24 protein-coding genes are annotated in these 24,673 nt (G+C 71.0%); 12 read left to right on the top strand and 12 right to left on the bottom strand.

The window, feature by feature from the left end; all coding sequences use genetic code 11:
* Window positions 1–170 precede the first annotated feature (170 nt).
* Window positions 171–593 carry a nucleoside-diphosphate kinase gene (gene ndk / locus F6X51_RS17585; RefSeq protein ID WP_150964978.1) on the bottom strand — a complete coding sequence of 141 codons (423 nt, stop codon included), beginning with the start codon at window positions 591–593 and terminating at the stop codon, window positions 171–173.
* A gap of 309 nt (window positions 594–902) precedes the next feature.
* Between ndk and F6X51_RS17580 the strand changes: the two genes are divergently transcribed.
* On the top strand, window positions 903–1,427 hold the full coding sequence (locus F6X51_RS17580) for a DUF2147 domain-containing protein (RefSeq protein ID WP_150964977.1): 525 nt from the start codon (window positions 903–905) through the stop codon (window positions 1,425–1,427).
* A gap of 32 nt (window positions 1,428–1,459) precedes the next feature.
* Here the strand turns inward: F6X51_RS17580 and F6X51_RS17575 are convergent, their stop codons facing one another.
* The gene (locus tag F6X51_RS17575) at window positions 1,460–2,095 is read right to left on the bottom strand and encodes a glutathione binding-like protein (protein WP_150964976.1); all 636 of its coding nucleotides are present in this window, start codon (window positions 2,093–2,095) and stop codon (window positions 1,460–1,462) included.
* A gap of 275 nt (window positions 2,096–2,370) precedes the next feature.
* Between F6X51_RS17575 and F6X51_RS17570 the strand changes: the two genes are divergently transcribed.
* From F6X51_RS17570 to F6X51_RS17550, 5 genes are all read left to right on the top strand, one after another.
* The gene (locus F6X51_RS17570) at window positions 2,371–2,631 is read left to right on the top strand and encodes a hypothetical protein (protein ID WP_150964975.1); all 261 of its coding nucleotides are present in this window, start codon (window positions 2,371–2,373) and stop codon (window positions 2,629–2,631) included.
* Between the two features lie 73 nt (window positions 2,632–2,704).
* Window positions 2,705–3,133, top strand: coding sequence for a DUF4345 domain-containing protein (locus F6X51_RS17565; protein WP_150964974.1), 429 nt, complete (start codon window positions 2,705–2,707; stop codon window positions 3,131–3,133).
* A gap of 7 nt (window positions 3,134–3,140) precedes the next feature.
* On the top strand, window positions 3,141–5,180 hold the full coding sequence (locus tag F6X51_RS17560) for an FUSC family protein (protein ID WP_150964973.1): 2,040 nt from the start codon (window positions 3,141–3,143) through the stop codon (window positions 5,178–5,180).
* A gap of 4 nt (window positions 5,181–5,184) precedes the next feature.
* The gene (locus F6X51_RS17555; protein ID WP_150964972.1) at window positions 5,185–5,379 is read left to right on the top strand and encodes a DUF1656 domain-containing protein; all 195 of its coding nucleotides are present in this window, start codon (window positions 5,185–5,187) and stop codon (window positions 5,377–5,379) included.
* A complete protein-coding gene (locus F6X51_RS17550) occupies window positions 5,379–6,485 on the top strand; it encodes an efflux RND transporter periplasmic adaptor subunit (RefSeq protein WP_407658599.1) in 1,107 nt (368 codons plus the stop codon). Before F6X51_RS17555 ends, F6X51_RS17550 begins: the two co-directional genes overlap by 1 nt.
* Before the next feature lie 576 nt (window positions 6,486–7,061).
* Here F6X51_RS17550 and gatB read toward each other — a convergent pair.
* From gatB to F6X51_RS17525, 5 genes are all read right to left on the bottom strand, one after another.
* Window positions 7,062–8,534: an Asp-tRNA(Asn)/Glu-tRNA(Gln) amidotransferase subunit GatB gene (gene gatB, locus F6X51_RS17545; protein ID WP_150964971.1), complete on the bottom strand. Its 1,473-nt coding sequence runs from the start codon at window positions 8,532–8,534 to the stop codon at window positions 7,062–7,064.
* A 172-nt stretch (window positions 8,535–8,706) separates the two neighbouring features.
* Complete coding sequence (locus F6X51_RS17540; RefSeq protein WP_150964970.1) at window positions 8,707–9,006, bottom strand: hypothetical protein; 300 nt, start codon at window positions 9,004–9,006, stop codon at window positions 8,707–8,709.
* Window positions 9,003–10,496 (bottom strand): Asp-tRNA(Asn)/Glu-tRNA(Gln) amidotransferase subunit GatA, encoded by a 1,494-nt coding sequence (gene gatA, locus F6X51_RS17535; RefSeq protein WP_150964969.1) that lies wholly within the window; start codon window positions 10,494–10,496, stop codon window positions 9,003–9,005. The genes F6X51_RS17540 and gatA overlap by 4 nt, the downstream gene beginning before the upstream one ends.
* 132 nt (window positions 10,497–10,628) lie before the next feature.
* Window positions 10,629–10,916, bottom strand: coding sequence for an Asp-tRNA(Asn)/Glu-tRNA(Gln) amidotransferase subunit GatC (gene gatC / locus F6X51_RS17530; RefSeq protein ID WP_150964968.1), 288 nt, complete (start codon window positions 10,914–10,916; stop codon window positions 10,629–10,631).
* Window positions 10,917–11,027: 111 nt separating this feature from the next.
* Complete coding sequence (locus F6X51_RS17525) at window positions 11,028–11,312, bottom strand: hypothetical protein (RefSeq protein WP_150964967.1); 285 nt, start codon at window positions 11,310–11,312, stop codon at window positions 11,028–11,030.
* Between the two features lie 171 nt (window positions 11,313–11,483).
* On the opposite strand from F6X51_RS17525, the gene F6X51_RS17520 reads away from it, so the two are divergent.
* On the top strand, window positions 11,484–12,059 hold the full coding sequence (locus F6X51_RS17520; protein WP_150964966.1) for an SMI1/KNR4 family protein: 576 nt from the start codon (window positions 11,484–11,486) through the stop codon (window positions 12,057–12,059).
* A 69-nt stretch (window positions 12,060–12,128) separates the two neighbouring features.
* Window positions 12,129–12,623, top strand: a complete 495-nt coding sequence (ruvX, locus tag F6X51_RS17515; protein WP_150964965.1) for a Holliday junction resolvase RuvX — start codon at window positions 12,129–12,131, stop codon at window positions 12,621–12,623.
* A gap of 33 nt (window positions 12,624–12,656) precedes the next feature.
* Here ruvX and dprA read toward each other — a convergent pair whose 3' ends face one another.
* The 4 genes from dprA to F6X51_RS17495 form a co-directional block, all read right to left on the bottom strand.
* Window positions 12,657–13,865: a DNA-processing protein DprA gene (dprA, locus tag F6X51_RS17510; RefSeq protein WP_150964964.1), complete on the bottom strand. Its 1,209-nt coding sequence runs from the start codon at window positions 13,863–13,865 to the stop codon at window positions 12,657–12,659.
* A 129-nt stretch (window positions 13,866–13,994) separates the two neighbouring features.
* Window positions 13,995–14,600, bottom strand: a complete 606-nt coding sequence (plsY, locus tag F6X51_RS17505; protein WP_150964963.1) for a glycerol-3-phosphate 1-O-acyltransferase PlsY — start codon at window positions 14,598–14,600, stop codon at window positions 13,995–13,997.
* The gene (locus tag F6X51_RS17500; RefSeq protein ID WP_407658597.1) at window positions 14,600–15,910 is read right to left on the bottom strand and encodes a dihydroorotase; all 1,311 of its coding nucleotides are present in this window, start codon (window positions 15,908–15,910) and stop codon (window positions 14,600–14,602) included. Before F6X51_RS17500 ends, plsY begins: the two co-directional genes overlap by 1 nt.
* A 5-nt stretch (window positions 15,911–15,915) precedes the next feature.
* Window positions 15,916–16,863 (bottom strand): aspartate carbamoyltransferase catalytic subunit, encoded by a 948-nt coding sequence (locus F6X51_RS17495; RefSeq protein ID WP_150964962.1) that lies wholly within the window; start codon window positions 16,861–16,863, stop codon window positions 15,916–15,918.
* A 261-nt stretch (window positions 16,864–17,124) separates the two neighbouring features.
* Here F6X51_RS17495 and F6X51_RS17490 point away from each other — a divergent pair, with 261 nt between their 5' ends.
* The 3 genes from F6X51_RS17490 (at window position 17,125) to topA (ending at window position 21,692) form a co-directional block, all read left to right on the top strand.
* Entirely contained in the window at window positions 17,125–17,940 is an 816-nt protein-coding gene (locus F6X51_RS17490) for a cytochrome b/b6 domain-containing protein (protein WP_150965056.1), read from the top strand.
* 5 nt (window positions 17,941–17,945) lie between these two features.
* The gene (locus tag F6X51_RS17485) at window positions 17,946–18,764 is read left to right on the top strand and encodes a molybdopterin-binding protein (protein WP_150965055.1); all 819 of its coding nucleotides are present in this window, start codon (window positions 17,946–17,948) and stop codon (window positions 18,762–18,764) included.
* 192 nt (window positions 18,765–18,956) lie between these two features.
* Window positions 18,957–21,692 carry a type I DNA topoisomerase gene (gene topA / locus F6X51_RS17480; RefSeq protein WP_150964961.1) on the top strand — a complete coding sequence of 912 codons (2,736 nt, stop codon included), beginning with the start codon at window positions 18,957–18,959 and terminating at the stop codon, window positions 21,690–21,692.
* A gap of 131 nt (window positions 21,693–21,823) precedes the next feature.
* Here topA and F6X51_RS17475 read toward each other — a convergent pair whose 3' ends face one another.
* Window positions 21,824–22,012 (bottom strand): hypothetical protein, encoded by a 189-nt coding sequence (locus F6X51_RS17475; protein ID WP_150964960.1) that lies wholly within the window; start codon window positions 22,010–22,012, stop codon window positions 21,824–21,826.
* A 333-nt stretch (window positions 22,013–22,345) separates the two neighbouring features.
* On the opposite strand from F6X51_RS17475, the gene parE reads away from it, so the two are divergent.
* Complete coding sequence (gene parE / locus F6X51_RS17470) at window positions 22,346–24,424, top strand: DNA topoisomerase IV subunit B (protein WP_150964959.1); 2,079 nt, start codon at window positions 22,346–22,348, stop codon at window positions 24,422–24,424.
* Window positions 24,425–24,673 lie beyond the last annotated feature (249 nt).

Raw genomic sequence — 24,673 nt, 5'->3', positions numbered from 1 at the left:
CAGGCGCGTGAAACCTTCGCCGTTGGACTCCCGGGGTGCCGGTCCCGTCAAGGGCGGCCCCGCCACACCGGACCCCAATCGTGGCCGCGCCGCCGCGGCGGCGCGGTGATCGGCCCGGGGTGTGGTCCGGCGGTCACCGGGAGGGGCGACCGCCGCGCTCGATGACGGCCTCAGCCGACGATGTCGCCGTCCTCGAAGAACTGCGCGATCTCGATCTTGGCGTTCTCGGCGCTGTCCGAGCCGTGGACGGTGTTCTCGCCGACCGACTCGGAGAAGGTCTTGCGGATCGTGCCCTCGGCGGCCTGGGCCGGGTTCGTGGCGCCCATCACCTCACGGTAGCGCGCCACGGCGTTCTCGCCCTCGAGAACCTGCACGACGACGGGGCCGGAGGTCATGAAGGTGACGAGCTCGCCGAAGAACGGGCGCTCCTTGTGGATCTCGTAGAACGTCTCGGCCTGGGCCCGGCTCATCTGGATGCGGCGCTGGCCGACGATGCGCAGGGCCGCCTTCTCGATCACGGCGTTCACCGCGCCGGTGATGTTCCGCTTCGTCGCGTCGGGCTTCAGGATGGAGAAGGTGCGCTCGGTGGCCATGATACGTCCGGGTTGTCTCGGGAAAATGCGTCGATGCGCGAAAAACCGCTTCGGCGCCGGGCTTATAGCGGGCGCGGTCCCGCCCCTCAACCCGAGGATGGGCGGCCCGGATCGTGGCGCCGGCGCAACACCGCCGAAAAATCGCCTGAAAGCGGCCGTTAGTTGCAGGGAGAACGACCCCTGCCCCCGGCGGCGCTCCGGATCGGCGCCCGCCGGGACAGGTCCGACACGGGTTCGCCCGCGCCCCGCAACGCCTGCCAAGCAGGCGACAACGCCTGCCTGGCAGGCGACAGCCCTGGAGACCAGGATATGCGCATCGCCCTGACGTCCGCCCTCCTCCTCGCCGGTCTCTCCGCCGCCGCGGCCGACACCGCGAAGGACCCGTCCGGCACCTGGCTCACCGAGGATGGCCGCGCCAAGATCCGGATCGACCGCTGCGGCCCCGGTCAGGCCCAGGTCTGCGGCAAGGTGGTCTGGCTCAAGGTTCCGACGACCGAGAGCGGCGCCCCGCGCACCGACATCAAGAACCCCGATCCGAAGAAGCGCACCCGGCCCGTGCTCGGCCTGCCGCTGATCGAGAGCCTCAAGCCCGACGCGGGCAAGTTCTCCGGCGACATCTACAACATCGAGGAAGGCAAGATTTACCAGGTCAGCATCGAGCGCGAGAGCGGCGCCGAGCTCAGCGTCTCGGGATGCATCCTCAAGGTGCTGTGCGGCTCACAGACCTGGACCAAGGTGCCGGACGTGAACCAGCAGGCCGCGATCAGCGCACCCGAGGCACCGGCCCCCAAGGCCGCCCCGAAGCCGGCCGCCAAGCCTGCGCCCGCTCCGTAGGCGCGGCCGGTCCCCGGCGCCGTCGCGCGATCTCAGACGGCGCCGAGCCCGCGCTGCACGCCGGGGCGCGCCAGCATCGCGTCGAGCCAGCGCTTGACGTTCGGCAGGGCGCCGACGTCGATGCCCTGCTTCTGGTGGAACTTGGCCCAGGTCACCGTCGCGATGTCGGCGATGGAGAAGTCGCCCGCGATGTAGTCGCGGTCGGCGAGGCGCTTGTCGAGGACGCCGTAGAGGCGGTGCGACTCGGTCGAGAAGCGCTCGATCGCGTAGGGGATCTTCTCCTGCGCGTAGATGCGGAAGTGATGGGCCTGACCGAGCATCGGCCCGAAGCCGGCCACCTGCCAGAACAGCCACTGGTCGACCTCGACCCGGGCCCGCTCGTCGGCCGGGTAGAAGCAGCCCGTTTTGCGCCCGAGATATTGCAGGATCGCGCCGGATTCGAAGATCGAGATCGGCTCCCCGCCGGGCCCGTCGTGATCGACGATCGCCGGGATCTTGTTGTTCGGCGAGATCGTCAGGAAGTCCGGCGCCATCTGGTCGCCGCGGCCGATATTCACCGGCACCACCCGGTAGGGCAGGCCGCATTCCTCCATCATGATCGGGATTTTCCAGCCGTTCGGGGTGCTCCAGGTGTGAACGTCGATCGGTTTGCCCGTGGCGGCGGCCATCTCGCGCTCCTGCCGGCTATGTCCCAGTGACCCGTCTCCGAGAGACCGGTCTCGACTGTCTCGCACGCCGAGGGCGGCGCGCAAGCGTGTCCGTCCCAGCTAGCCCGGATTCCCGCTGCGGCTCAAGCGGCCCCGGCGCGCGTCACGATCGCGAGATCGACGCCGCGGGACCGGTGGAGAGCGCTCCGAGGCGCTTGCTCTCCCGTCGGCTTGCCGCTGTGATGCGGGCGCGACACCGCCATGCTTGCGGATTCGCGCTGATCTCCGGGGTCCCTATGCGCCGCATCCTCCTCGCCGCCCTCGCGGCGCCCCTCCTCCTTGCCGGACCCGCCCTCGCGAAGGAGCCCGCGGCCAAGCCCTCCGCGACGGCGCCCGCCCGGGAGCCGACCGTCGGGCAGACCGCCGCCCGCGAGCGCCAGAAGAAGTGCGGCGCCGAGTGGCGCGGCCTCTCGGCCACCGAGAAGACGTCGCAGGGGCCCAAATGGCCGCAATATTTCAGCAAATGCGTCAAGCGCCTGAAGGAGCAGAAGGCCTGATCGCCCCCGCCGCGCGAACCGATCGGCCCCCCGGCGTGTTCTTCCGCCCGGGGGACCGGGGAAGCTGTGGCGGATGATGGACGAGCGGCGGGCGCTTCAGCGCGCGGTGGCTTTGGCGGCCTGCATCCCCGTGGCGGCGGGCCTCTACGGCGTGCTGTTCGGCGTCAACGGCGTGGCCGGGGGTGTCGAGAACGTCTCGGCCGACAGCCACTTCCGCTACCTCTCGGGGTTGCTCACCGGCATCGGCATCCTGTTCTGGTTCTGCGTGCCGGGCATCGAGGGCAAGACCCGGCTGTTCCGCTTTCTCACCCTGGTGGTGGCGCTCGGCGGCCTGGCGCGCCTGCTCGGGCTCTACCTCACGGGGCTGCCCTCCCTCACCATGCTGGGGGCGCTCGGGGTCGAGCTCGGCCTGACGCCGCTGCTCTGCCTGTGGCAGGCGCGCGTCGCGTCCCTCGCCCGCCCGGGGAACGCGGCGCCTGCGCTCCCCTCGCGGGACGCCTGACCGGCCGATGAGCCCGGCCGCCTCGCCCCCCGTCGCCGCCGCCCGCATCGACCGCTGGCTCGACCGGATCGAGGCCGTCGTCCCGAAGCCGGCCGCCTGGGCCTTCGCGATCCGGATCTGGCTCGCCATGATGCTGGCGCTCTACGCCGCGTTCTGGCTCCAGCTCGAGAGCGCCTCCTCGGCGGCCGTCTGCGTCGCGATCCTGGCCCAGCCGAAGCGGGGCCAGGCCCTCTCGAAGGCATTCTACCGCTTCGTCGGCACGCTCCTCGGCGGCGCCGTGGCGATCGTGATGATCGCCGCCTTCGGGCAGGACAGGGTGCTGCTCCTCGTCACCTTCACGACCTGGCTCAGCCTCTGCGTGTTCGTGGCGAACTTCCTGCAGGACACGCGCGCCTACGGGGCCATGCTGTCCGGCTACACGGTGGCGATCATCGCCATCGCCAATATCGACACGCCCCAGGCCGTCTTCGATTCGGCGGTGTCGCGGGTCGCCGCCATCGCCCTCGGCATCGTGGCGATCACCTTCATCAACGACGCGCTCGCCTCGCCGAGCACTTGGCGCGCCCTGCGCGTGACCCTGGCGGACGGGCTCGCCTCGACGAAGGCCTTCGCCCGCGACTGCATCCTCGCGGGGGATCCGGGGCCGGAGGGGGCGCTCGCGCAGATCCGCAGGATCGTGCCCATGCGGGCCGATGCGAGCGCCATCGCGGGGGAACTCGACGACGGGCCGCAGCGGGCGGCGGGCGCCCGCAGCGGGGTCGCGGCGCTCTACGCGCTCGTTGCAGCGGGGCGCACCTTCGCGCTCGCGGTGGAGCGCATGGATCGGCCGAGCCCGGCCGTCACGGAAGCCCGCGCGATCTGCGAGCGCCTCACCGCTGACGGTGCCGACAGCCCCGCCGCGCAGGCGCTCGCCGCGGCACGGGACCGCCTGCGCGCCCTGCTGCTCGCCGCCGTGCGGCGCGGCGAGCCCGATCCCGCCGAGGTGGTGGCCCTTCAGCGCGCCCTCGACCTCGCCACCGCGCTCGGCTTCGCGCAGGACGGGATCACGGCGCTCTCGGGGGGCCACCGGCCGCTGCGCGACGTCGCGCTGCCGACCCACCGCGACTTCCCGGTCGCCCTGCGGGCCGCCCTGCGGATCGCCCTCGCCTTCGGGCTCACCTGCGGGTTCTTCATCGCGACGGGCTGGCCGGCGACTTCCTTCGCCCTCGTGCAGGTGGCCGCCACCGGGGCGCTCTCCTCCCTCGCCCCGGACCCGCGCAAATTCGCGAACGGAGTCCTGATCGGCATGAGCCTGGCGACGCTGAGCGCCGGCTTCGTGCTGTTCGTCGTCCTGTCGGGGGGCCAGGGCTTCCCGCTCCTCGCCATCGCCATGGCGCCGGTCATCTTCCTCGCCTGCTTCCTCAGCCTGAACCCGCCGACCTTCGGCCCCGGCTTCATCCTGCTGGTCTTCTTCCCCGTCCTGGTCTCGCCCTCGAACCCGCAGATCTACAACCTGCAGACCTTCCTGCAGAACGGGATCCTGGTTCTCGTCGCGGCCGTGATCCTGTGGCTCACCGTGCGCCTCGTCCTGCCGGTCTCGCCCGCGCAGGCCCGGGCCTTCGCCTTCCAATCCGCGCACCGCGACGTGCGGGACGCCCTCGTGGGCGAGGGCGGCGACGCCACCACCCGCACCAGCCTCAACAGCGACCGGGTGGCCCAGTACGCGCAGTGGAACACCGGGACCGAACCCGTGCGCCGGCGGCGCCTCGAACTCGCCTTCGCCCTCGCGCATCTCGAGGCCGCCGCGGCCAGGGCCCACGCCCAGCTGCGGGCGCTCTGGTCGAGTCCGGAATTGCGCGCGCCCACCCTGCGCGCCCGCAGGGCGCTCGCCGAGGGGCCCCCGGCGTCCATCCCCGAGGCGACCCGGGCGCTCCTGGCGGCGGCGCGTGGTACGGACGCCGACACGGCCTTGTGCATCGCCCGCGCCGCGAGCGATCTGATCGCGGCATGGCGGGTTATGGACAGGCACGGGCGGTTCCTGCAGCGTCTGCGCATCCCGAGCCTGTGATCCGATGCGCTACGAACTCGATATCGGTGGAATCCTGGTCTCGCCCTTCGTGGCCTACGCGGGGTCGGCCTTCCTGATCATGATCGTGCTGCGCATCGGCTTCGCCCGGATCCGCTTCGGCCGCTACGTCGCGAACCCGCCGCTCGCCGAGGCGGGCCTCTATATCTGCGTCCTCGCCCTCCTGGTGGCCTTCCTCTGATGTCCGACGCCGATCGCGAGAGCCGCCCAGGGGGCCAGGATTCCGGACGGGCGGACGCGCCGGCGGAGGCCGCCGCACCGCCCTCGGACCGGGCCGCGCCCACGAAGCCCGAATCGGTGCCGAGCCCGGACCCGGCGGACGCGCCGATGCTGCGGGCGCGGCGGCGCGTGCGGGCGGAGCGCATCCTCCGGCTCCTCGCCACCGCCGTGATCCTGGCCTGCGCGGTCGTCGCCGCGACCTTCGTCTGGAGCTACTACGTGACGGCGCCCTGGACCCGCGATGGGCGGGTGCGCGTGCAGGTGGCGGGCGTCGCCCCCCAGGTCTCGGGCCAGATCGTGGCGCTGCGCGTCAGCGACAACCAGGCGGTGCGAAAGGGCGATATCCTCTACAAGATCGACCCGTTCGACTTCGAGGTCGCGATCGCCTCCGCCGAGGCCGAGCTGAAGAATCGCGAGGCCGACCTCGACGTGAAGCGGACCCAGGCCGCCCGGCGCGAGGCGCTGACCACGCTGTCGACCTCCGTCGAGGAGAAGCAGCAATTCGTCGGCACCGCCAAGATCGCGGAGGCGGCGCTGGAGAGCGCCAAGGCGCAGCTCGCCCAGGCCAAGATCAACCTTGAGCGCACCGAGATCCGCTCCCCGGTCAACGGCCGCGTCACCAACCTCCTTCTGCGCAACGGCGACTACGCGACCAGGGGCACCGTCAACGTCGCGGTGATCGACACGGATTCGTTCTGGATCGACGGCTATTTCGAGGAGACCAAGATGTCCCACATCCGCGTGGGCGACACGGCCGAGGTGGCGCTGATCGGGTTCGATCCGCTGATCCGCGGCACGGTCGAGAGCATCACCCTCGGCATCAGCACCGCGAACGCCACACCGAGCACGCAGGGGCTGCCCTCCGTCGATCCGGTCTATACCTGGGTGCGGCTGGCCCAGCGCGTGCCCGTGCGCATCCGCATCGACGAGGTGCCGGAGGGCCTCACCCTGGTGGCCGGCATGACCTGTACGGTCTCGGTGGGCGAGCGCGGCGCGCACCGGCAGAACTGGCTGGTGGCGATGCGCCGACGCTTCACCGGCGCTTCCGCGCCGCCCGCGACCGAGTGAGCCGACGGCACCGATCCGGCTCGACCCGGTGCAGATGCGCCAGCACGACGAGCATCGAGGCGGAAAACTTTGGCGTCGCAGCAAATTCCGTACAAGTCGTTGATGCGGCGTGGGTGCGCCGCGAAAAGCAACGGCCAGCAGCAATCAATCTCAGCTTCGCTGCATTTTCAGTCTTGACGTCGTACGAATACGCTCGCAGGCTACACGTGTGCTTCGGAGAAACTGGTTTTCACGAAGTGCCTGGGTTCGGAGACGGTGCGTCCGCGCGTTGCCGGGCCTGTGCAAGCTGCAGGAGACAGGCATGACTCCACCTCAGCAGAATGCCGCGATCAGGGCCTAGGGACCGGTTCGGCCTGAGACCCAGCGGGAAACACGCGAACAACCGGACGGAGGCGGCTCCAGGGGCGCAGAAGCGGCCAGCACGGCACGACTTCGAACACGCGATAGGCCCCACCTTAAGCCGCTTCCGCCGCGGATCGCGGCGGAGCGGAGGGCATCCGCCGGGAATGCACGACAGGATGGGATGCGGCTGCCCCCTCGCGTGAGCGAGCCGGGGCTCTTGGTTTGCGCGGGACCCTACTCGATCCCGAGCTTCGCCTTGAGCAGCGCGTTCACGGCGGCCGGGTTGGCCTTGCCGCCGGTGGCCTTCATGGTCTGGCCGACGAACCAGCCGAGCAGGGTCGGCTTCTCGCGCGCCTGCACGACCTTGTCGGGGTTCCTGGCGATGATCTCGTCCACCGCCGCCTCGATCGCCCCGGCATCGGTGACCTGCTTCATCCCGCGCGCCGCGACGACCTCGCGCGGGCTGCCGCCCTCGGTCCAGACGATCTCGAACAAATCCTTGGCGATCTTGCCCGAGATGACGCCCTCGCCGATCAGGTCGACGATCTGCCCGAGCTGGTCGGCGGAGACGGGCGTCTCCTCGATGCCCTTGCCCTCCTTGTTGAGGCGGCCGAAGAGCTCGTTGATCACCCAGTTCGCCGCGGCCTTGCCGTCGCGCCCGCGGGCCACCGCCTCGTAGTAATCGGCGGATGCCCGCTCGGCCACCAGCACGCCGGCGTCGTAGGCCGAGAGGCCGAACTCGGAGACGAAGCGCGCCTTCTTGGCGTCGGGCAATTCCGGCAGGCCCTCGGCGAGGCCGTCGACATAGGCCTGGTCGAACTCGAGGGGCAGCAGGTCCGGGTCCGGGAAGTAGCGGTAGTCGTGTGCCTCCTCCTTCGAGCGCATCGAGCGGGTCTCGCCCTTGCCCGGGTCGAACAGGCGCGTCTCCTGGTCGATGGTGCCGCCATCCTCGATGATCGCGATCTGGCGGCGCGCCTCGGTCTCGATCGCCTGGCCGATGAAGCGGATCGAGTTGACGTTCTTGATCTCGCAGCGGGTGCCGAGCGGGTTGCCGGGCTTGCGCACCGAGACGTTGACGTCGGCGCGCAGCGACCCCTTCTCCATGTCGCCGTCGCAGGTGCCGAGGTAGCGCAGGATCGTGCGCAGCTTGGTCACGTAGGCGCGCGCCTCCTCCGACGAGCGCAGGTCCGGCCGCGACACGATCTCCATCAGGGCGACGCCCGAGCGGTTCAGGTCGACGAAGCTCTGGGTCGGGTTCTGGTCGTGGAGCGACTTGCCAGCATCCTGCTCCAGGTGGAGGCGCTCGATGCCGACCGTGATCGATTCGCCGTCGGACAGGTCGACCAGAACCTCGCCCTCGCCGACGATCGGGTCCTTGTACTGGCTGATCTGGTAGCCCTGGGGCAGATCCGGATAGAAGTAGTTCTTCCGGTCGAACACCGAGCGCAGGTTGATCTTGGCCTTGAGGCCGAGACCCGTCCGGACCGCCTGCGCGACGCATTCCTCGTTGATCACGGGCAGCATGCCGGGCATCGCCGCGTCGACCAGGGAGACGTTGTCGTTCGGCTCGGCCCCGAAGGCCGTCGAGGCACCCGAGAACAGCTTGGAGCGGCTCGTGACCTGGGCGTGGATCTCCATGCCGATCACGACCTCCCAGTCGTGCAGGCCGCCCTTGATCAGCTTCTTCGGGTTCACGGGTGCGTTCATGGTCGTCCGGGCTTGAATCTGGAATGGCGTCTCGGATCGATCCCGCCGCTTCGCGTCACCCCCGGGCGCCGCCGGCGATCGTCGATCGCCGCAGCCTCTCGGCAGCGGTCGCGGGTGGGAGCGCTCGAGCCTCGCCCTCGAGCCGCCAGTTACGGGGCACCGGCTCCGCCGGTCAAGCGTGCGGCCTCACCAGCCGCCGGGCCGTGAAGCCGAGGACGGCCCAGAGCAGGGCGCCCACCGCACGCACGGGGAAGAAGGTCGGCAGGTCGTGCCCGATCGGGGCCGGCCAGGGCAGTCCGAGGCTGCTCAGGGCCCAGGAGGCCAGGACCGCGACCGCGAACCCGATGATCGCCGCGATCACCACCTTGCCGAACTGGCTCGCGGTCCAGCCGAGATAGACCGAGACCAGGATCAGGATCGGGTCGAAGGCGGCCCAGATCCAGACAGTCCAGGGATAATAGGGGACGCTCACGCCCACCAGGCCCGGGGCAGCGCCGTGCGCCCGGCCGCCTCCTCGATCACCTGCGCGGTGGCGAACAGGGTCTCCTCGTCGAAGGGCCGGCCGATGAGCTGGAGACCGAGCGGCAGACCCTGCGCGTCGAGCCCGGCCGGCACCGCGATGCCGGGAAGGCCCGCCATGTTCACCGTCACGGTGAAGACGTCGTTGAGGTACATCTCGACCGGGTCGGCGCTCGCCTTCTCGCCGATGCCGAAGGCCGCCGACGGGGTCGCGGGCGTCAGGATCGCGTCGACGCCCGCCGCGTAGGCCTGCTCGAAGTCGCGCTTGATCAGGGTGCGGATCTTCTGGGCGCGGACGTAATAGGCGTCGTAATAGCCCGCCGACAGCACGTAGGTGCCGATCATGATGCGGCGCTTTACCTCGCGGCCGAAGCCCGCGGCGCGCGTGTTCTCGTACATGCCCGCGATGTCGCGCCCGGGTACCCGCAGGCCGTAGCGCACGCCGTCGTAGCGGGCGAGGTTCGAGGAGGCCTCGGCCGGTGCCACGATGTAGTAGGCCGGCAGCGCGTATCGCGTGTGCGGCAGCGAGATCTCGACGATGCGGGCCCCGGCGGCCGCGAGCCACTTCGCGCCCTCGTCCCAGAGCTTCTGGATCTCTGCCAGCATGCCCTCGACCCGATACTCCTTCGGGATGCCGATGGTCAGGCCCTTCACCCCGCGCGAAACCGCCGCCTCGAAATCCGGGACCGGCAGGTCGGCGCAGGTGGTGTCGCGCGCATCCGGCCCCGCCATCGAGCCAAGCAGGATCGCGCAGTCGCGCACGGTGCGGGCGATCGGGCCGGCCTGGTCGAGGGAGGAGGCGAAGGCCACCGTGCCCCAGCGCGAGCAGCGCCCGTAGGTCGGCTTGATGCCGACCGTGCCGGTGAAGGCCGCGGGCTGGCGGATCGAGCCGCCGGTATCGGTGGCGGTCGCCCCGAGGCAGAGATGCGCCGCCACCGCGGCGGCCGAGCCGCCGGAGGAGCCGCCGGGCACGATCGGCGTCTCCGAGAGCGTCCCGTTCTCCTGGCGGCGCCAGGGCGAGATCACGTCGCCGTAGGCGCTGGTCTCGTTCGAGGAGCCCATGGCGAACTCGTCGAGGTTGAGCTTGCCGAGCATCACGGCGCCGTCGCGCCAGAGATTGTGGGTGACGGCCGATTCGTAGTGCGGCTCGAAGCCCTCGAGGATCCTGGAGCCCGCCGTGGTGACGACGCCGTGGGTGCAGAACAGGTCCTTGATCCCGAGCGGCAGGCCTTCCAGCGGGCGTGCCTCGCCGCGCGCGATCTTGGCGTCCGAGACCTCGGCCATCGTCAGGGCGCGGTCCGGCGTCTCGAGAAGGTAGGCGTTCAGGGCCCGGGCCTTCTCGACGGCCGCGATATGCGCCTGCGTCAGCTCGCGGGCCGAGAAGGTCCTGGCCTTCAGGCCGTCGCGCGCCTCGGCGAGGGTGAGTTCGTTGAGTTCGGTCACGCGGTTCGTCCTCAGCCGCCCTGCCGCTGCGCGGCGGGCCTGCCCGTCCCCGGGGGAACGGGCGCGTCGCAAGAGTCTGGCCCGCGGGCGCGGCCCGAAGGAAGGCTGCCCGGGGATGCTACTCGACCAATGCTACTCGACCACCTTGGGCACGAGGAAGAAATGGTCCTCGGTCTCGGGCGCGTTGGCCACCACCTCCTCGGCGCGGCCGCCATCGGTGACCACGTCGCGGCGCTTCTTCATCGCCATCGGGGTGACGGAGGTCATCGGCTCGACATTCGCCACGTCGACCGTGCCGAGTTGCTCGACGAAGGCCAGGATCGCGTTGAGCTCGCCCTGGAGGGGCGCCACGTCCGCCTCGCTCACCGCGATGCGGGCGAGGTGCGCGATGCGCCGGACTGTCTGTGCGTCGACCGACATGCTGTCTCGTTCGTCCCGCGCGTCGCCATAAGGGGTCGCCCGCCCGCGGACCCGAAGGGCCGGCGGCGGCTCGGCGCGCTATAGCATCGGCCTTCCCGCCGCCGCAACGCGTCAGGTGACGACGTGGTTCGGGGTGATCGACATCTCGATCGTGATCCCGGGCCGGCTGTAGCGCTGCTCGGCCTGGGCGAAGCCGAAGACCAGGATCTCGACGGCGAGGAGCAGCATCAGCTTGTGCCGGCGCGGCATCGGCGGGCGCTCCGATGCGGCCTTCGCCGGGGCGGCGACGCCCACGAAGGCCGTGGCCGGCACGGACCGGCGCACCGCGCCGTCCGGGGCCGTGCGTCCGACGACGAGGCGCAGATGCGGGATGGTCCGCGAGGTCGAGCTGGGCATGGGCTGAGCGGCCGGGACAGGGTTAATGAAGCGTTAAATGCGACTATGGCTGAAACGCTCCGGCCTCGGCCATCTTAACCTTCCGTTAGGGTTAACGGCCGGTCGCTGCGCCCGGTCCGAAGCGTCGTGTCAGAGGTCGAGGCCCGAGTCGCGGGCCGGGGAGTTGCGGGAATGTGGGATGGGGTGTTCGCCGAGTTCCGCCCGGGCTTCGCGTCGAGCGAGGCCGAGATCGCGCGCGCGGAGGCCGAGCTCGGCTTCCGGCTGCCGGATTCCTACCGGAGCTTCTGCGGGGCCTGCGGGGCAGGGCGCACCAACGATCACTTCCGCATCGCCACGCCCCTGCCCTACGAGGCCGCCGACCTCGTGACCCGCGCCAACCTCATCGCGCTGAGCGTCAGCGCGGCGATCCGGGCGCTCGCCGCGAACCCCGACCTCGCCGATCAGCCCGTCCGCTTCGACATCGAGGGCGGCGACGAGGCCATCCTGGAGCGGGCCTGCTTCTTCGGCGAGGGCGATGACGGCGCCTTCCTGTTCTGGGACGTGCAGGGGACCGGCGAGTACGACATCTGGGTGATGGGGGCCGATCTCGAGAGCATCCGCTTCGGCGGCGAGACCCTGCTGGAATTCGTGCAGGCGACGCAGGGGCCGCGGATCCACACCGTCCTGGGCCCGACCGCCCTCCCCCTGCCCTCCCGCTTCGAGGGGATCGACGCCGCGACCCTGGCGCGGGCGGGGTTGCCGGACTAGACACCGGGCTCGGCGGCGCGAGGAGCAACAGATGGTTTCGAGGACAGCGCGCGCCGGGCGGCCCCGCCCGTGAACGCCGAGGAGATCGGCGCCTTCGTGGAGGCCTCGCGGGGCGGCCCGCGCCTGATCGGGGTCGATCTCGGCACCCGGACGATCGGTCTCGCCCTCTCGGATGTCGGCCGCCAGATCGCCTCGCCGCTGGAGACGATCCGCCGGGTGAAGTTCACCCCGGACGTCGCGCGCCTGCGCAGCCTGTGCGAGCAGCACCGGGTCGGCGGCCTCGTCATCGGCCTGCCCCTCAACATGGACGGCAGCGCCGGGCCGCGGGTGCAGTCGACCCACTCCTTCGTGCGCAACATGAAGCCCCTGCTCGACCTGCCGGTGCTCTACTGGGACGAGCGCCTCTCCACCGCGGTGGTGACGCGGGCGCTGATCGAGGCGGACGCCTCGCGGGCCCGGCGGGGCGAACTCGTGGACAAGCTCGCGGCCGCCTACATCCTGCAGGGCTGCCTCGACGCGATGCGCGGACTGACCGAGCCGGAGACGGACGACGCGGCGTACTGACGCCCGCCCCGGACCCTGCCTCGCGCCTGGAACTCACGCGATCAGCGAGACCGCGCCGCTGCCATGGCGTTCGATCCGCCCGTCGAGCTCGAGTTCGAGGAGCGTCGTCTGCACCACCCGCACGCTGAGGCCGGTGCTGCGCGAGAGCTCGTCGGTGCCGATCGGGGTCGGGCTCAGGGCGGCGATCAGGCGGGCCCGCCCGTCCTCCGGTTCCGCGAACCCGGAGGCTTCCGCCTCCGCGGCTTCGGATTCGGGGTCGTCGAGGCTCGGGATCGGCACCGGCAGCGCGCTGCCGTCGAAATCGGTCTCGTCCCAGAAGATCGGCGCGTCGGCGAGATCGGGCCGGTCGAGGGCGAGGTCGGGGCCCGCGATATCCGCGCCCGCGACCAGGGGGGCCAGCACGGCGAGCACGTGGTCGATGTCGGCCACCAGGGTCGCGCCCTGCCGGATCAGATCGTTGGTGCCCTCCGCGCGCGGATCGAGGGGCGAGCCCGGCACGGCGAAGACCTCGCGCCCCTGCTCCAGGGCGAAGCGCGCGGTGATGAGCGAGCCGGAGCGGCGCGCCGCCTCGACCACGATGCTGCCGAGCGACAGGCCGGAGATGATCCGGTTGCGGCGCGGGAAGTCCCGCCCCCGCGGATCCCATCCCATCGGCATCTCGGCGACGACCGCGCCGCCCTGGTCGAGGATGGCGGCGACGAGCTCGCCGTGATTGACCGGATAGATCCGGTCCTGGCCCCCCGCCAGGACCGCCAGGGTGCCGGTCGCCAGCGCCGCCTTGTGGGCCCGGGCATCGATGCCCCGGGCGAGCCCCGACACGATCACGAGGCCCGCCTCGCCGAGGCCCCGGGCGAGACGCTCCGTGAAGGCGAGGCCGGCGGCCGAGGCGTTGCGGGAGCCCACGATCGCGACGGCGGGCCGGCGCAGGAGCGCGGCCTCGCCGCGGATGACGATGAGGGGCGGGGCGGTGTCGGTGGCCTGCAGGGCCCGCGGATAATCCGCCTCGCCGAGGGCGACGAACCGGGCCATCAGCCTGGCGGCGGCGGCGATCTCGGCCTCGGCCTCGGCGCGGCTCGGGGGCACGATGCGCTTGCCGCGGGCCCGGGTGAGGTCGGGCAGGGCCGCGAGCGCCGCGCCCGCCCCGCCGAAGCGGTTGACGAGGCCCCGGAAGGTGCGCGGGCCGACGCCCTCGCAGCGGATCAGCCTCAGCCAGTCGATCCGCTGATCATCGCTGAGCTGCATGGCCCCTCCCCCGAAAGGCCATCGAGCCGTTCCTGCCGACGAGCCGATCTTGCCGAGCGGAATCGATTCTTAGCACCGAGGCGAGCCCCGGCCTCTTCACGTTCGCCGGAGCGGGGGCGCGATCCGGGCTCAGCCCTTCTGGCCGATCCGCCCCTCCGTGCCCTCCATCAGGCGGCGGATATTGGGGGCGTGCTTCCACCAGAGCAGGGCGGCGAGGACGAGGAACAGGAGCGCCGTGCGCGGCTGGCCGAGCCCCCAGAGGATCGCGGGCGTCGCCGCCGAAGCCACCAGCGCGGCGAGGGAGGAGTAGCGCAGCGCCGCCGCGAGCCCGAGCCAGAGGGCCGCGAAGCCGAGGACCGCGAGCGGGCTCAGCGCCAGGAGCACGCCGATGAAGGTCGCCACGCCCTTGCCGCCCTTGAAGCCGAGCCAGGCCGGGAACAGGTGCCCCAGGAAGGCCCCGAGCCCCGCGAGCAGCGCCGCCGCCTCGCCGAAGCGGCTGGCGAGCAGGACCGCGACCGTGCCCTTCAGGGCGTCCCCGAGGAGCGTCGCGGCGGCGAGCCCCTTGCGGCCGGTGCGCAGGACATTGGTCGCCCCGATATTGCCCGAGCCGATCGCCCGCACGTCGCCGAGGCCAGCGAAGCGCGTGAAGATCAGCCCGAACGGGATCGAGCCCAGGAGGTAGCCGCCGACGAGGCAGGTGGCGAGGATCGGCCACGCGAGGGCGGTGGATTCCATCACGCCGCCTTCACGAAATCGTAGGCCCGGTGGACGATGCGGCCGGCGACGATCGTCAGCACCGCCGCGCCCTGCAGGCGAGCCTCGTCGAAGGGCGAGTTCTTGGAGCGCGACTTCAACGCGCGCTTGTCGAGGCGGTAGGGCACGTCCGGGTCGATCAGGATGAGATCGGCCGGCGCTCCCGCGACGAGGCGCCCGGCCGCGCGGCCCAGGATCTCGGCGGGCCGCGCCGAGAGCGCCCGCAGGAGCTTGGGCAGGGGGATGTCGCCGGTATGGACCAGGCGCAGGGCCGCCCCGAGCAGCGTCTCGATCCCGAGGGCCCCGTCGGCGGCCTCCGCGAAGGGCAGCCGCTTCGTCTCGACGTCCTGCGGGTTGTGGTCGGAGACCACCACGTCGATCAGCCCCTCGTTGAGCGCCGCGACCACGGCGCTCCGGTCGCTCTCGTGCCGCAGGGGCGGCGAGAGTCGGCAGAAGGTGCGGTAATGCCCGATATCGCCCTCGTTGAGGACGAGGTTGTTGACCGAGACCCCGCAGGTGACCGGCAATCCGTCCTGCTTGGCGCGCCGGACGATCTCGACCGAATCGGCGCAGGAGATCATCGCCGCGTGGTAGCGGGCCCCCGTCAGCCGCACGAGGCGCAGGTCGCGCTCGAGCATCACGGTCTCGGCCTCCCGCGGGATGCCGAGGAGCCCGAGGCGCGAGGCCATCTCGCCCTCGTTCATCACCCCGTCGCCGACGAGGTCCGGCTCCTCCACGTGCTGCATCAGGAGGGCGCCGAAATCCCGGGCATAGGTCAGGGCCCGGCGCATCACCTGGGCGTTCGCGACGGCCTTGAGCCCGTCCGTGAAGGCGACCGCCCCGGCCTCGGCCAGGAGGCCGAACTCGGTCATCTCCCGGCCGGCGAGCCCCTTGGTGATGGCGGCGGAGGGCAGCACGTGCACGCTCGCCGTGTCGCGGGCGCGGCGGAGCACGAAGTCGACGATCGCCGGCCCGTCGATCACCGGGTTGGTGTCGGGCATGCAGACCAGGGTCGTGACCCCGCCCGCGGCGGCGGCGGCGCTCGCGCTCGCCAGGGTCTCGCGGTGCTCGGCGCCGGGCTCGCCCACGAAGGCCCGCATGTCGATGAGGCCGGCGGTGAGGACGTGGCCGGCGCACTCCACCGTCTCGGCCCCCTCCGGGGCGGCGGGGGGGGCGCCCCAGGCGATGTCGGCGATGCGGCCCTCGCGCACGAGGACGTGGCCCGCCCCCTCGCGACCGGTGGCCGGATCGATCAGGCGGGCATGGGTGAGAAGGAGCGGGCGCAGGGACATGGCTCTCACGCGTTGGGCAGGTGCGTCGCCAGGGCCTCCAGCACCGCCATGCGCACGGCGACGCCCATCTCGACCTGCTCGCGGATCAGCGACTGCGTCCCGTCGGCGATGTCGGAGGCGATCTCGACGCCCCGGTTCATCGGGCCCGGATGCATCACCAGGGCGTCGGGTTTGGCGAGCGCGAGCTTGTCCCGGTCGAGGCCGAAATAGCGGAAATACTCCTTCACGGACGGCACGAAGGAGCCGTTCATGCGCTCGCGCTGCAGGCGCAGCATCATGACGATGTCGCAGCCCGCGAGGCCCGCCCGCATGTCGGTGAAGACCTCGACGCCGAAGCGCTCGATCCCGGTCGGCAGCAGCGTCGAGGGGCCGATCACCCGGACGCGGGCGCCGAGCGCCTGCAGCAGGATGATGTTCGAGCGGGCGACGCGCGAGTGCAGGACGTCGCCGCAGATCGCGACCTGGAGGCCCTCGATCCGGCCCTTGTTGCGGCGGATCGTCAGCGCGTCGAGGAGCGCCTGGGTCGGATGCTCGTGGGCGCCGTCGCCCGCGTTGACCACGGCGCAATCGACCTTGCGGGCGAGGAGATGCACCGCGCCCGCCGCGTGGTGGCGCACCACGATGATGTCGGGCCGCATGGCGTTGAGCGTCGCGGCGGTGTCGATCAGGGTCTCGCCCTTCTTCACCGAGGACGAGGCCACCGACATGTTCATCACGTCGGCGCCGAGGCGCTTGCCCGCGAGCTCGAAGGAGGATTGCGTCCGCGTCGAGGGCTCGAAGAACAGGTTGATCTGGGTGCGCCCGCGCAGGGTGGTGCGCTTCTTCTCGACCTGCCGGGAAATGTCGACGGCGGCGTCCGAACGGTCGAGCAACGCCTCGATGTCGGGGCGCGACAGGCCCTCGATGCCGAGCAGATGGCGATGCGGGAAGCTCGGAGGGTTCGGCGCGCTCATGCTGAGGCCGGGCTATAGGTCGCGGGCGGGGCCGCCGCAAGGCTGCGCGACGCCCGCATCCCACAAACTCGTGAGACGGCGGCGGCTGGCCGGCCGAGGCGCGCGCGACAGGTTAGGGCGTAACCGCGGCCCGTTTCCGGCGAATCGGGTTGGACCTGACGGCAGATTCCAGACCTCACGAAACGGGCGACATCCTTGGCTCACGCATCGGCTCCCGACCTGGCGGACGGCGACCTGGTAGACCGGACCGGGCGGCGCTGGATGTTCCGGCACCCCCTGGTGATCCGCCTCGCGCACTGGATCAACGTGGTCTGCCTCGCCATCCTGCTGATGAGCGGATTGCAGATCTTCAACGCGCATCCGGCGCTCTACTGGGGCGCCGCCTCGACCTTCGATTCGCCGGCCCTCGCCATCACCAGCGACCAGGACGCCAAGGGCGAGCCCCGCGGCATCGTGACGATCGGCGAGCGCACCTTCGACACGACGGGCTGGCTCGGCCTCTCGCCGAGCGAGGGGACGCTGGCCGAGCGCGCCTTCCCGGCTTGGTCCACCCTCCCGGCCGGGCAGGATCTCGCCACCGGGCGCCGCTGGCACTTCCTGTTCGCCTGGGCCTTCGTGATCAACGGCCTGGTCTACCTCCTCTACGGCCTCGGCAGTGGGCAGCTGCGCCGCCGCGTGATCCCGGATCGCGACCAGATCCGCGACATCGGCGGCTCGATCCGCGAGCACCTGACCCTGCACTTTCCGGAAGGCGAGGAGGCCAAGCGCTACAACGTGCTGCAGAAGCTGACCTACCTCGTCGTCGTGATGGTGCTCCTCCCGGTGATGGTCCTCGCGGGCCTCGCGATGTCGCCCGGGATGGATGCGGCCCTGCCCGTCCTCACCGACCTGTTCGGGGGACGCCAATCGGCCCGCAGCGTGCACTTCATCGTCGCGAACCTCCTCGTCCTGTTCGTGATCGTGCACGTCGTGCTGGTCCTGGTCTCGGGGGTCTGGAACAACATGCGCGGCATGATCACGGGCTGGTTCGCCATCGCGCCGCCCGGTGCCGGAGCGCGGACGGGAGAGACCCGGTGAAGCCGATCGTCCCCCATCGCCGCCGCTTCCTCACGGCCGCGGCCGGCCTCGTCGCCGCCGCCGCCCTCGGCGGCTGCGACCGCCTCGCCGGCACCGCCTTCGGGCGGCGCGCGCTCAAGCTCGGCGAGGATGCCAACCTCTTCGTCCAGCGCCTGCTGCTGACCCCGGCCTCGCTGGCCCGCGAGTTCCCGGAATCCGCGATCTCGGCCTACTTCAAGCCGAACGGCACCATCGACCCGACGGACAGGGACTACAAGGCGCTCGTGGCCGAGGGTTTCGGGAGCTTCCGCCTCGAGCTCGGCGGCCTCGTCGAGCGCCCGCTGAGCTTCAGCCTTGAGCAGCTTCGGGCGCTGCCGGCCCGGACCCAGATCACGCGTCACGATTGCGTCGAGGGCTGGAGCTCGATCGGCAAGTGGACGGGCGTGCCCCTCGCCGAATTGCTGCAGCGCGCCGGCCTCAAGCCCGAGGCCCGCTACATCGTGTTCCACTGCGCCGACACGATGGAGCTGGCCGGCGGCGGCCTCGAGGGCGGCACGTCCGAAGCCGGCGACGACGAGGCCGGCGGGACGCCCATCCGCTACTACGAGAGCATCGACCTCACGGACGCCTACCACCCGCAGACGATCCTCGCCTACGCGATGAACGGCAAGACCCTGCCGGTGGAGCACGGCGCGCCCCTGCGGCTGCGGCTGGAGCGCCAGCTCGGCTACAAGCAGGCGAAGTACGTGATGCGCATCGCGGTGGTGGATTCGCTGGCGGGGATCGGCGACGGACAGGGCGGCTACTGGGAGGATCGCGGCTACGAGTGGTACGCCGGAATCTGACCCTTCCGGCGCCCCGATCCATTCCGGCGACGCAGCCCTCGGGAGCGTCCCCGGCGCCGACGATTTGACATCCCGCCAGCCTTCCACCACTTCTCCCGGCGCAAGGCCCCTCCTCCCGGGGGGCGGCCCGCATCCGCGAAAATTGCATATGACCGTGGTTACGGTGGACTCCGGCGAGAGGCTATACCGTTCATGAAAGTCGTCGTCGTCGAGTCGCCGGCCAAAGCCAAGACGATCAACAAGTATCTCGGCAGCGATTACGAGGTCATCGCCTCCTTCGGGCATATCCGCGACCTCCCGGCCAAGGACGGCTCCGTCGATCCGGACGCCGACTTCCACATGATCTGGGAGCTGGAGGATCGTGGCTCGAAGCGCGTCTCCGAGATCGCCAGGGCGGTCAAGGGCGCCGAGAAGCTCATCCTCGCGACCGACCCGGATCGCGAGGGCGAGGCCATCTCCTGGCACGTCGTCGAGGCGCTCGCCGCCCGGAAGGCCCTCAAGGGCATCCCGATCGAGCGCGTGACCTTCAACGCCATCACCAAGGCGTCGGTCGAGACCGCCATGCGCCAGCCCCGGCAGATCGACCAGGCCCTGGTCGACGCCTACCTGGCCCGGCGGGCGCTCGACTACCTCGTCGGCTTCAACCTCTCGCCGGTCCTGTGGCGCAAGCTCCCGGGCGCCCGCTCGGCCGGCCGGGTGCAGTCGGTGGCGCTCCGCCTCGTCTGCGAGCGCGAGTACGAGATCGAGACGTTCAGGCCGCGCGAGTACTGGTCCCTCGTCGCGACCCTGGCGACCGAGGATGGCGGCGTGTTCGAGGCCCGGCTCGTCGGCGCCGACGGCAAGCGCATCCAGCGCCTCGACGTCGGCAATGGCGAGGAGGCGGCCGCCTTCAAGCGCGACCTCGAACTCGCGACCTTCCAGGTGGCGTCGGTCGAGGCGAAGCCCGCCAAGCGCCATCCCCAGCCGCCCTTCACCACCTCGACCCTGCAGCAGGAAGCCTCCCGCAAGCTCGGGATGGCGCCGGCCCAGACCATGCGGGTGGCGCAGAAGCTCTACGAGGGCGTCGATATCGGCGGCGAGACCGTCGGCATCATCACCTATATGCGGACCGACGGCGTCGACATGGCGCCCGAGGCGATCGCCGACGCGCGCCAGGTGGTCGGCAAGGAGTTCGGCGACCGCTACGTGCCGGAGGTGCCGCGCAAGTACAGCGTCAAGGCCAAGAACGCCCAGGAGGCCCACGAGGCCGTCCGCCCGACCGAGATGAGCCGGCTGCCCAAGCAGATCGCCCGCTACCTCGATCCCGAGCAGGCCAAGCTCTACGAGCTGATCTGGACCCGCACCGTCGCGAGTCAGATGGAATCGGCCGAGCTTGAGCGCACCACGGTCGACGTCTCGGCCCAGGTGGGCCCGCGCCGGATCGACCTGCGGGCGACCGGCCAGGTCGTGAAGTTCGACGGCTTCCTCACCCTCTACCAGGAGGGCAAGGACGACGAGGAGGACGAGGAGGGCAGGCGCCTGCCGCCCATGAGGGCGGGCGACGCCCTGCGCCGCGAGCGCATCGCCGCGACCCAGCACTTCACCGAGCCGCCGCCGCGCTACTCCGAGGCGAGCCTGGTGAAGCGCATGGAGGAGCTCGGCATCGGCCGCCCCTCGACCTACGCGGCGATCCTCCAGACCCTGCGCGACCGCGAATACGTGCGCATCGACAAGAAGCGCCTCGTGCCCGAGGACAAGGGCCGCCTCGTCACGGGCTTCCTCGAGAGCTTCTTCAAGCGCTACGTCGAGTACGATTTCACCGCCGGCCTCGAGGGCCAGCTCGACCGGGTCTCGAATGCCGAGATCGATTGGCGCGAGGTCCTGCGCGATTTCTGGCGCGATTTCTCGGCCGCGGTCGGGGGCACCAAGGAATTGCGCGTCGCCGAGGTGCTCGACGCCCTCAACGACCTTCTCGGCGCGCACATCTTCCCCGAGAAGGCGGACGGCTCGAACCCGCGCGCCTGCCCGAATTGCAGCTCGGGCTCGCTCTCGCTGAAGCTCGGCAAGTTCGGCGCCTTCGTGGGCTGCTCGAACTACCCGGAATGCAAGTACACCCGCCAGCTCGCCGCCACGGGCATCGACGGCGACGGCGAGGGGGGCTCTGCGGAGGGCGGACAGCCCGGCACGCGGGTTCTGGGCAACGATCCGGTGACGGGCATGCCCGTGACCCTGCGCGACGGGCGCTTCGGGCCCTTCGTGCAGCTCGGCGAGGCCTCGACCGAGAAGGGTGGGGAGAAGCCGAAGCGCTCCTCGCTGCCCAAGGGACTCGGTCCCGCGGCGGTGGACCTCGAGAAGGCCTTGCGGCTCCTCGCCCTGCCCCGCGAGGTCGCGCGCCATCCGGAGACCGGCGAGGCGATCCTGGCCAATCTCGGCCGCTTCGGTCCCTACGTGCAGCACGGCAAGACCTACGCGAATCTCGGCAAGGACGACGACGTCCTCGAGATCGGCGGCAACCGGGCGATCGACCTCATCGTCGCCAAGGAGCAGGGCGGCGGGCGCGGGCGCCCGGCCGCCGATCCGGGACGCGCCCTCGGCAAGGACGAGGCCTCGGGCCGCGAACTCGTGGTGAAGGCCGGCAAGTACGGTCCCTACGTCACGGATGGCGACGTCAACGCGACCCTGCCGAAGACGATGAGCGCGGAGGCCCTGACCCTCGTGGAGGCGATCGGCCTCGTGAACGCCAAGCGCGCGGCGGGCGGGGGCAAGGCGTCGGGGAAGGCCTCGGCCCGCGGCCGAAAGGCACCCGCCCGGGGAGCGAAGGCCCCGGCGCCGGCCGGCGAGGCGGGCGACGCGGCGGCACCGAAGAAGCGCGCGGCGGCCAAGCCGGGCACGACGGTCGCCGCCAAGGCTGCGCCGAAGCGCGCGGCGGCGAAGAAGGCGGCGGGCTGAGAAATTCCCGATCGCTCGGCCGGCGCGCCCGATCGGGGATGCCGGCCGCTGACCTGCACGATCGTTCCGGGGCTGACCCTCGAAGACGATGGGCCGGATCCCAGGGTTGGGCTTTGCGGTGCCGGGTCCGCTCAGACCAGGTAGGTGATCGTCGCCGCCACGGCGGTCGCGAAGGTTGCCAGCGCGATCGTCGTCGGGGTCATGAAGCTCGCCCGGTCCGCGACGCGCGGTGCGTCGTCCCGGCAGCCGAAGGCCTCGCCGGCGGCGCGCTCGAGGCGGGCGAGGGTGAGATGGCGCGCTTGGGCTGCGGCAGTGCTCATCGGCATTCGGCTCCCTCAGCCTCGTGCGAACGAGGCGCTTACGGCAAAGCTTCGGCGTCATAATGCATGACGGCGCGCCGAGTTCCAGGCGCATCCCCAACCGTGAGGCGATCTTAACCACCCTTGTCGCATCACTTTGATGACGATCGTCGAGGATTGCGCGCCGCCTGCGCCGCGAGCCCACGGCTTGGCTGGCCCGGTCGCTGCGCGCATGCGATGGTCCACCGCACGCGCGTGTCGGTGCAGCCCTTGAATGTTTCCGGTTTGTTCCGGTACAACGAGCGGATGAAGGCGAATGCTGCGAGACGAAATCCACCCGCACGGGGCGCGCGCGTGAGCGATCCGGCACGCGACCTCTTCGGCCCGGGCGCCAAGCCGGCGGCCGCCTCGCCCCTGCCCACGGCACGGGAGAGCGAGCGGCGGCGCAAGCTCAGCCCGACGCCCTCCGTGCCCCTGCCCGCCCCCGAGAGCGCGGAAGCCGGCTACGACGCCTCGGCCATCGAGGTGCTGGAGGGGCTGGAGCCGGTCCGGCGCCGGCCCGGCATGTATATCGGCGGCACCGACGAGCGGGCGCTGCACCACCTCTTCTCCGAGGTGATCGACAATTCCATGGATGAGGCGGTCGCGGGCCATGCGAGCTTCATCGAAGTGGAGCTGGAGGAGAGCGGCACCCTCGTGGTGACCGACAACGGCCGCGGCATCCCGGTCGACCCGCACCCGAAATTCCCCGGCAAGTCGGCGCTCGAAGTGATCATGACCACCCTGCACGCGGGCGGGAAGTTCGACTCGAAGGTCTACGAGACCTCGGGCGGCCTGCACGGCGTCGGCATCTCGGTGGTGAACGCCCTCTCGGACCTCCTCGAGGTCGAGGTCGCCCGCAACCAGACGCTCTACCGCCAGACCTTCTCCCGCGGCCACGCGCAGGGCGGCCTGGAGACGGTCGGCCGCGTGCAGAACCGGCGCGGCACCCGGGTGCGGTTCCACCCCGATGCCGAGATCTTCGGATCGCTGAAGTTCGATCCGCGCCGCCTGTTCAAGATGGCCCGCTCCAAGGCCTACCTGTTCGGCGGCGTCGAGATCCGCTGGCGCTGCGCCCCCGCCCTGCTCGAGAGCCTGCCGGACGTTCCGCCGGAGGCGGTTCACCGCTTCCCCGGGGGCCTGCGCGACTATCTCGCCCGCGACATCGAGGGCAAGGAGCTCGTCACCGACGCGATCTTCTCGGGCAAGATCACCAAGCCCGGCAGTCACGGCTCCCTCGAATGGGCCGTCGCCTGGATGGTCCAGGACGACGGCGTCTCCTCATCCTACTGCAACACGATCCCGACGCCCGAGGGCGGCACCCACGAATCGGGTTTGCGGGTCGCGCTGCTGAGGGCCTTGCGCGAGCATGCCGAGCGGGTGAACCAGGCCAAGCGCATGACCGCCGTCACCACGGACGACGTGATGGCGACCTGCGCCTCGATGCTGTCGGTCTTCATCCGCGAGCCCGAGTTCCAGGGCCAGACCAAGGACAAGCTCGCCACGGTCGAGGCCGCGCGCATCGTCGAGACGGCGATCCGCGACGCCTTCGACCACTGGCTCGCCGCCTCGCCGGCCCAGGCCAACAAGCTCCTCGACTGGGTGATCGACCGGGCCGAGGAGCGTCTGCGCCGCCGCCAGGAGAAGGAGGTCGCCCGCAAGACCGCGACCCGCAAGCTGCGGCTGCCGGGCAAGCTCGCCGATTGCTCGACCGCCGGCATGGCGGGCTCCGAGATCTTCATCGTGGAGGGCGACTCGGCCGGCGGCTCCGCCAAGCAGGCGCGCGACCGGGCGACCCAGGCGATCCTGCCGCTGCGCGGCAAGATCCTGAACGTGGCCTCGGCAAGCCGCGACAAGCTCGGCGCCAACCAGCTCATCGGCGACCTGACCCAGGCGCTCGGCTGCGGCACCGGCGGCCATTACCGGGGTGAGGACCTGCGCTACGACAAGGTCATCATCATGACCGACGCGGACGTCGACGGCGCCCACATCGCCTCGCTCCTGATCACCTTCTTCTACCGGCAGATGCCCAAGCTGATCGACAAGGGGCACCTCTACCTCGCGATCCCGCCGCTCTATCGCCTGCAGCAGGGCACCAAGACGGCCTATGCGCGCGACGACGTCCACAAGGATCAGTTGATCAAGACCGTCTTCAAGAACGGCAAGGTTGAGATCGGCCGCTTCAAGGGCCTCGGCGAGATGATGCCGGCGCAGCTCAAGGAGACCACGATGGACCCGAAGAAGCGCACGCTGCTGCGCGTCGCGGTCCTCGACGAGGCGCGGGAATCCACGGGCGACACGGTCGACCGCCTGATGGGCAACAAGCCCGAGGCCCGCTTCGCCTTCATCTCCGAGCGGGCGGCCTTCGCCGAGGGCAGCGACCTCGACATCTGAGCACGGCGCACGGAGCCGACGACCCGCAGCCCGGCCGCCAGGCCGGGCTGTCTTGCGTTTCAGCGCATCCTGCTCCGATCGCATCCCCGATGGGAGCGCAGGCATGAAAAAGCCCGGCCTTTCGGCCGGGCTTCTCCCTCACGCGCTCACGCGGGATCGGGCACGATCGCGCGGGGACCCTTGCGGTTCGGCCTAGTAGGAGCCGAACTTGTAGTTCAGGCCGGCGCGGACGACGGCGAACTCGGTGTC

Source organism: Methylobacterium planeticum (assembly GCF_008806345.1).
In the GTDB taxonomy this organism is placed as follows: Bacteria; Pseudomonadota; Alphaproteobacteria; order Rhizobiales; family Beijerinckiaceae; genus Methylobacterium; species Methylobacterium planeticum.
The sequence above is the reverse complement of the archived record's forward strand: the minus strand, read 5'-3'. Positions and strand labels throughout refer to the sequence as shown.

Coding starts and splice junctions, on each gene's coding strand:
- ndk (WP_150964978.1), bottom strand. CDS start 593: ATGGCCACCGAGCGCACCTTCTCCATCCTGAAGCCCGACGCGACGAAG.
- F6X51_RS17580 (WP_150964977.1), top strand. CDS start 903: ATGCGCATCGCCCTGACGTCCGCCCTCCTCCTCGCCGGTCTCTCCGCC.
- F6X51_RS17575 (WP_150964976.1), bottom strand. CDS start 2,095: ATGGCCGCCGCCACGGGCAAACCGATCGACGTTCACACCTGGAGCACC.
- F6X51_RS17570 (WP_150964975.1), top strand. CDS start 2,371: ATGCGCCGCATCCTCCTCGCCGCCCTCGCGGCGCCCCTCCTCCTTGCC.
- F6X51_RS17565 (WP_150964974.1), top strand. CDS start 2,705: ATGATGGACGAGCGGCGGGCGCTTCAGCGCGCGGTGGCTTTGGCGGCC.
- F6X51_RS17560 (WP_150964973.1), top strand. CDS start 3,141: ATGAGCCCGGCCGCCTCGCCCCCCGTCGCCGCCGCCCGCATCGACCGC.
- F6X51_RS17555 (WP_150964972.1), top strand. CDS start 5,185: ATGCGCTACGAACTCGATATCGGTGGAATCCTGGTCTCGCCCTTCGTG.
- F6X51_RS17550 (WP_407658599.1), top strand. CDS start 5,379: ATGTCCGACGCCGATCGCGAGAGCCGCCCAGGGGGCCAGGATTCCGGA.
- gatB (WP_150964971.1), bottom strand. CDS start 8,534: ATGAACGCACCCGTGAACCCGAAGAAGCTGATCAAGGGCGGCCTGCAC.
- gatC (WP_150964968.1), bottom strand. CDS start 10,916: ATGTCGGTCGACGCACAGACAGTCCGGCGCATCGCGCACCTCGCCCGC.
- F6X51_RS17525 (WP_150964967.1), bottom strand. CDS start 11,312: ATGCCCAGCTCGACCTCGCGGACCATCCCGCATCTGCGCCTCGTCGTC.
- F6X51_RS17520 (WP_150964966.1), top strand. CDS start 11,484: ATGTGGGATGGGGTGTTCGCCGAGTTCCGCCCGGGCTTCGCGTCGAGC.
- dprA (WP_150964964.1), bottom strand. CDS start 13,865: ATGCAGCTCAGCGATGATCAGCGGATCGACTGGCTGAGGCTGATCCGC.
- plsY (WP_150964963.1), bottom strand. CDS start 14,600: ATGGAATCCACCGCCCTCGCGTGGCCGATCCTCGCCACCTGCCTCGTC.
- F6X51_RS17500 (WP_407658597.1), bottom strand. CDS start 15,910: ATGTCCCTGCGCCCGCTCCTTCTCACCCATGCCCGCCTGATCGATCCG.
- F6X51_RS17495 (WP_150964962.1), bottom strand. CDS start 16,863: ATGAGCGCGCCGAACCCTCCGAGCTTCCCGCATCGCCATCTGCTCGGC.
- F6X51_RS17490 (WP_150965056.1), top strand. CDS start 17,125: ATGTTCCGGCACCCCCTGGTGATCCGCCTCGCGCACTGGATCAACGTG.
- topA (WP_150964961.1), top strand. CDS start 18,957: ATGAAAGTCGTCGTCGTCGAGTCGCCGGCCAAAGCCAAGACGATCAAC.
- F6X51_RS17475 (WP_150964960.1), bottom strand. CDS start 22,012: ATGAGCACTGCCGCAGCCCAAGCGCGCCATCTCACCCTCGCCCGCCTC.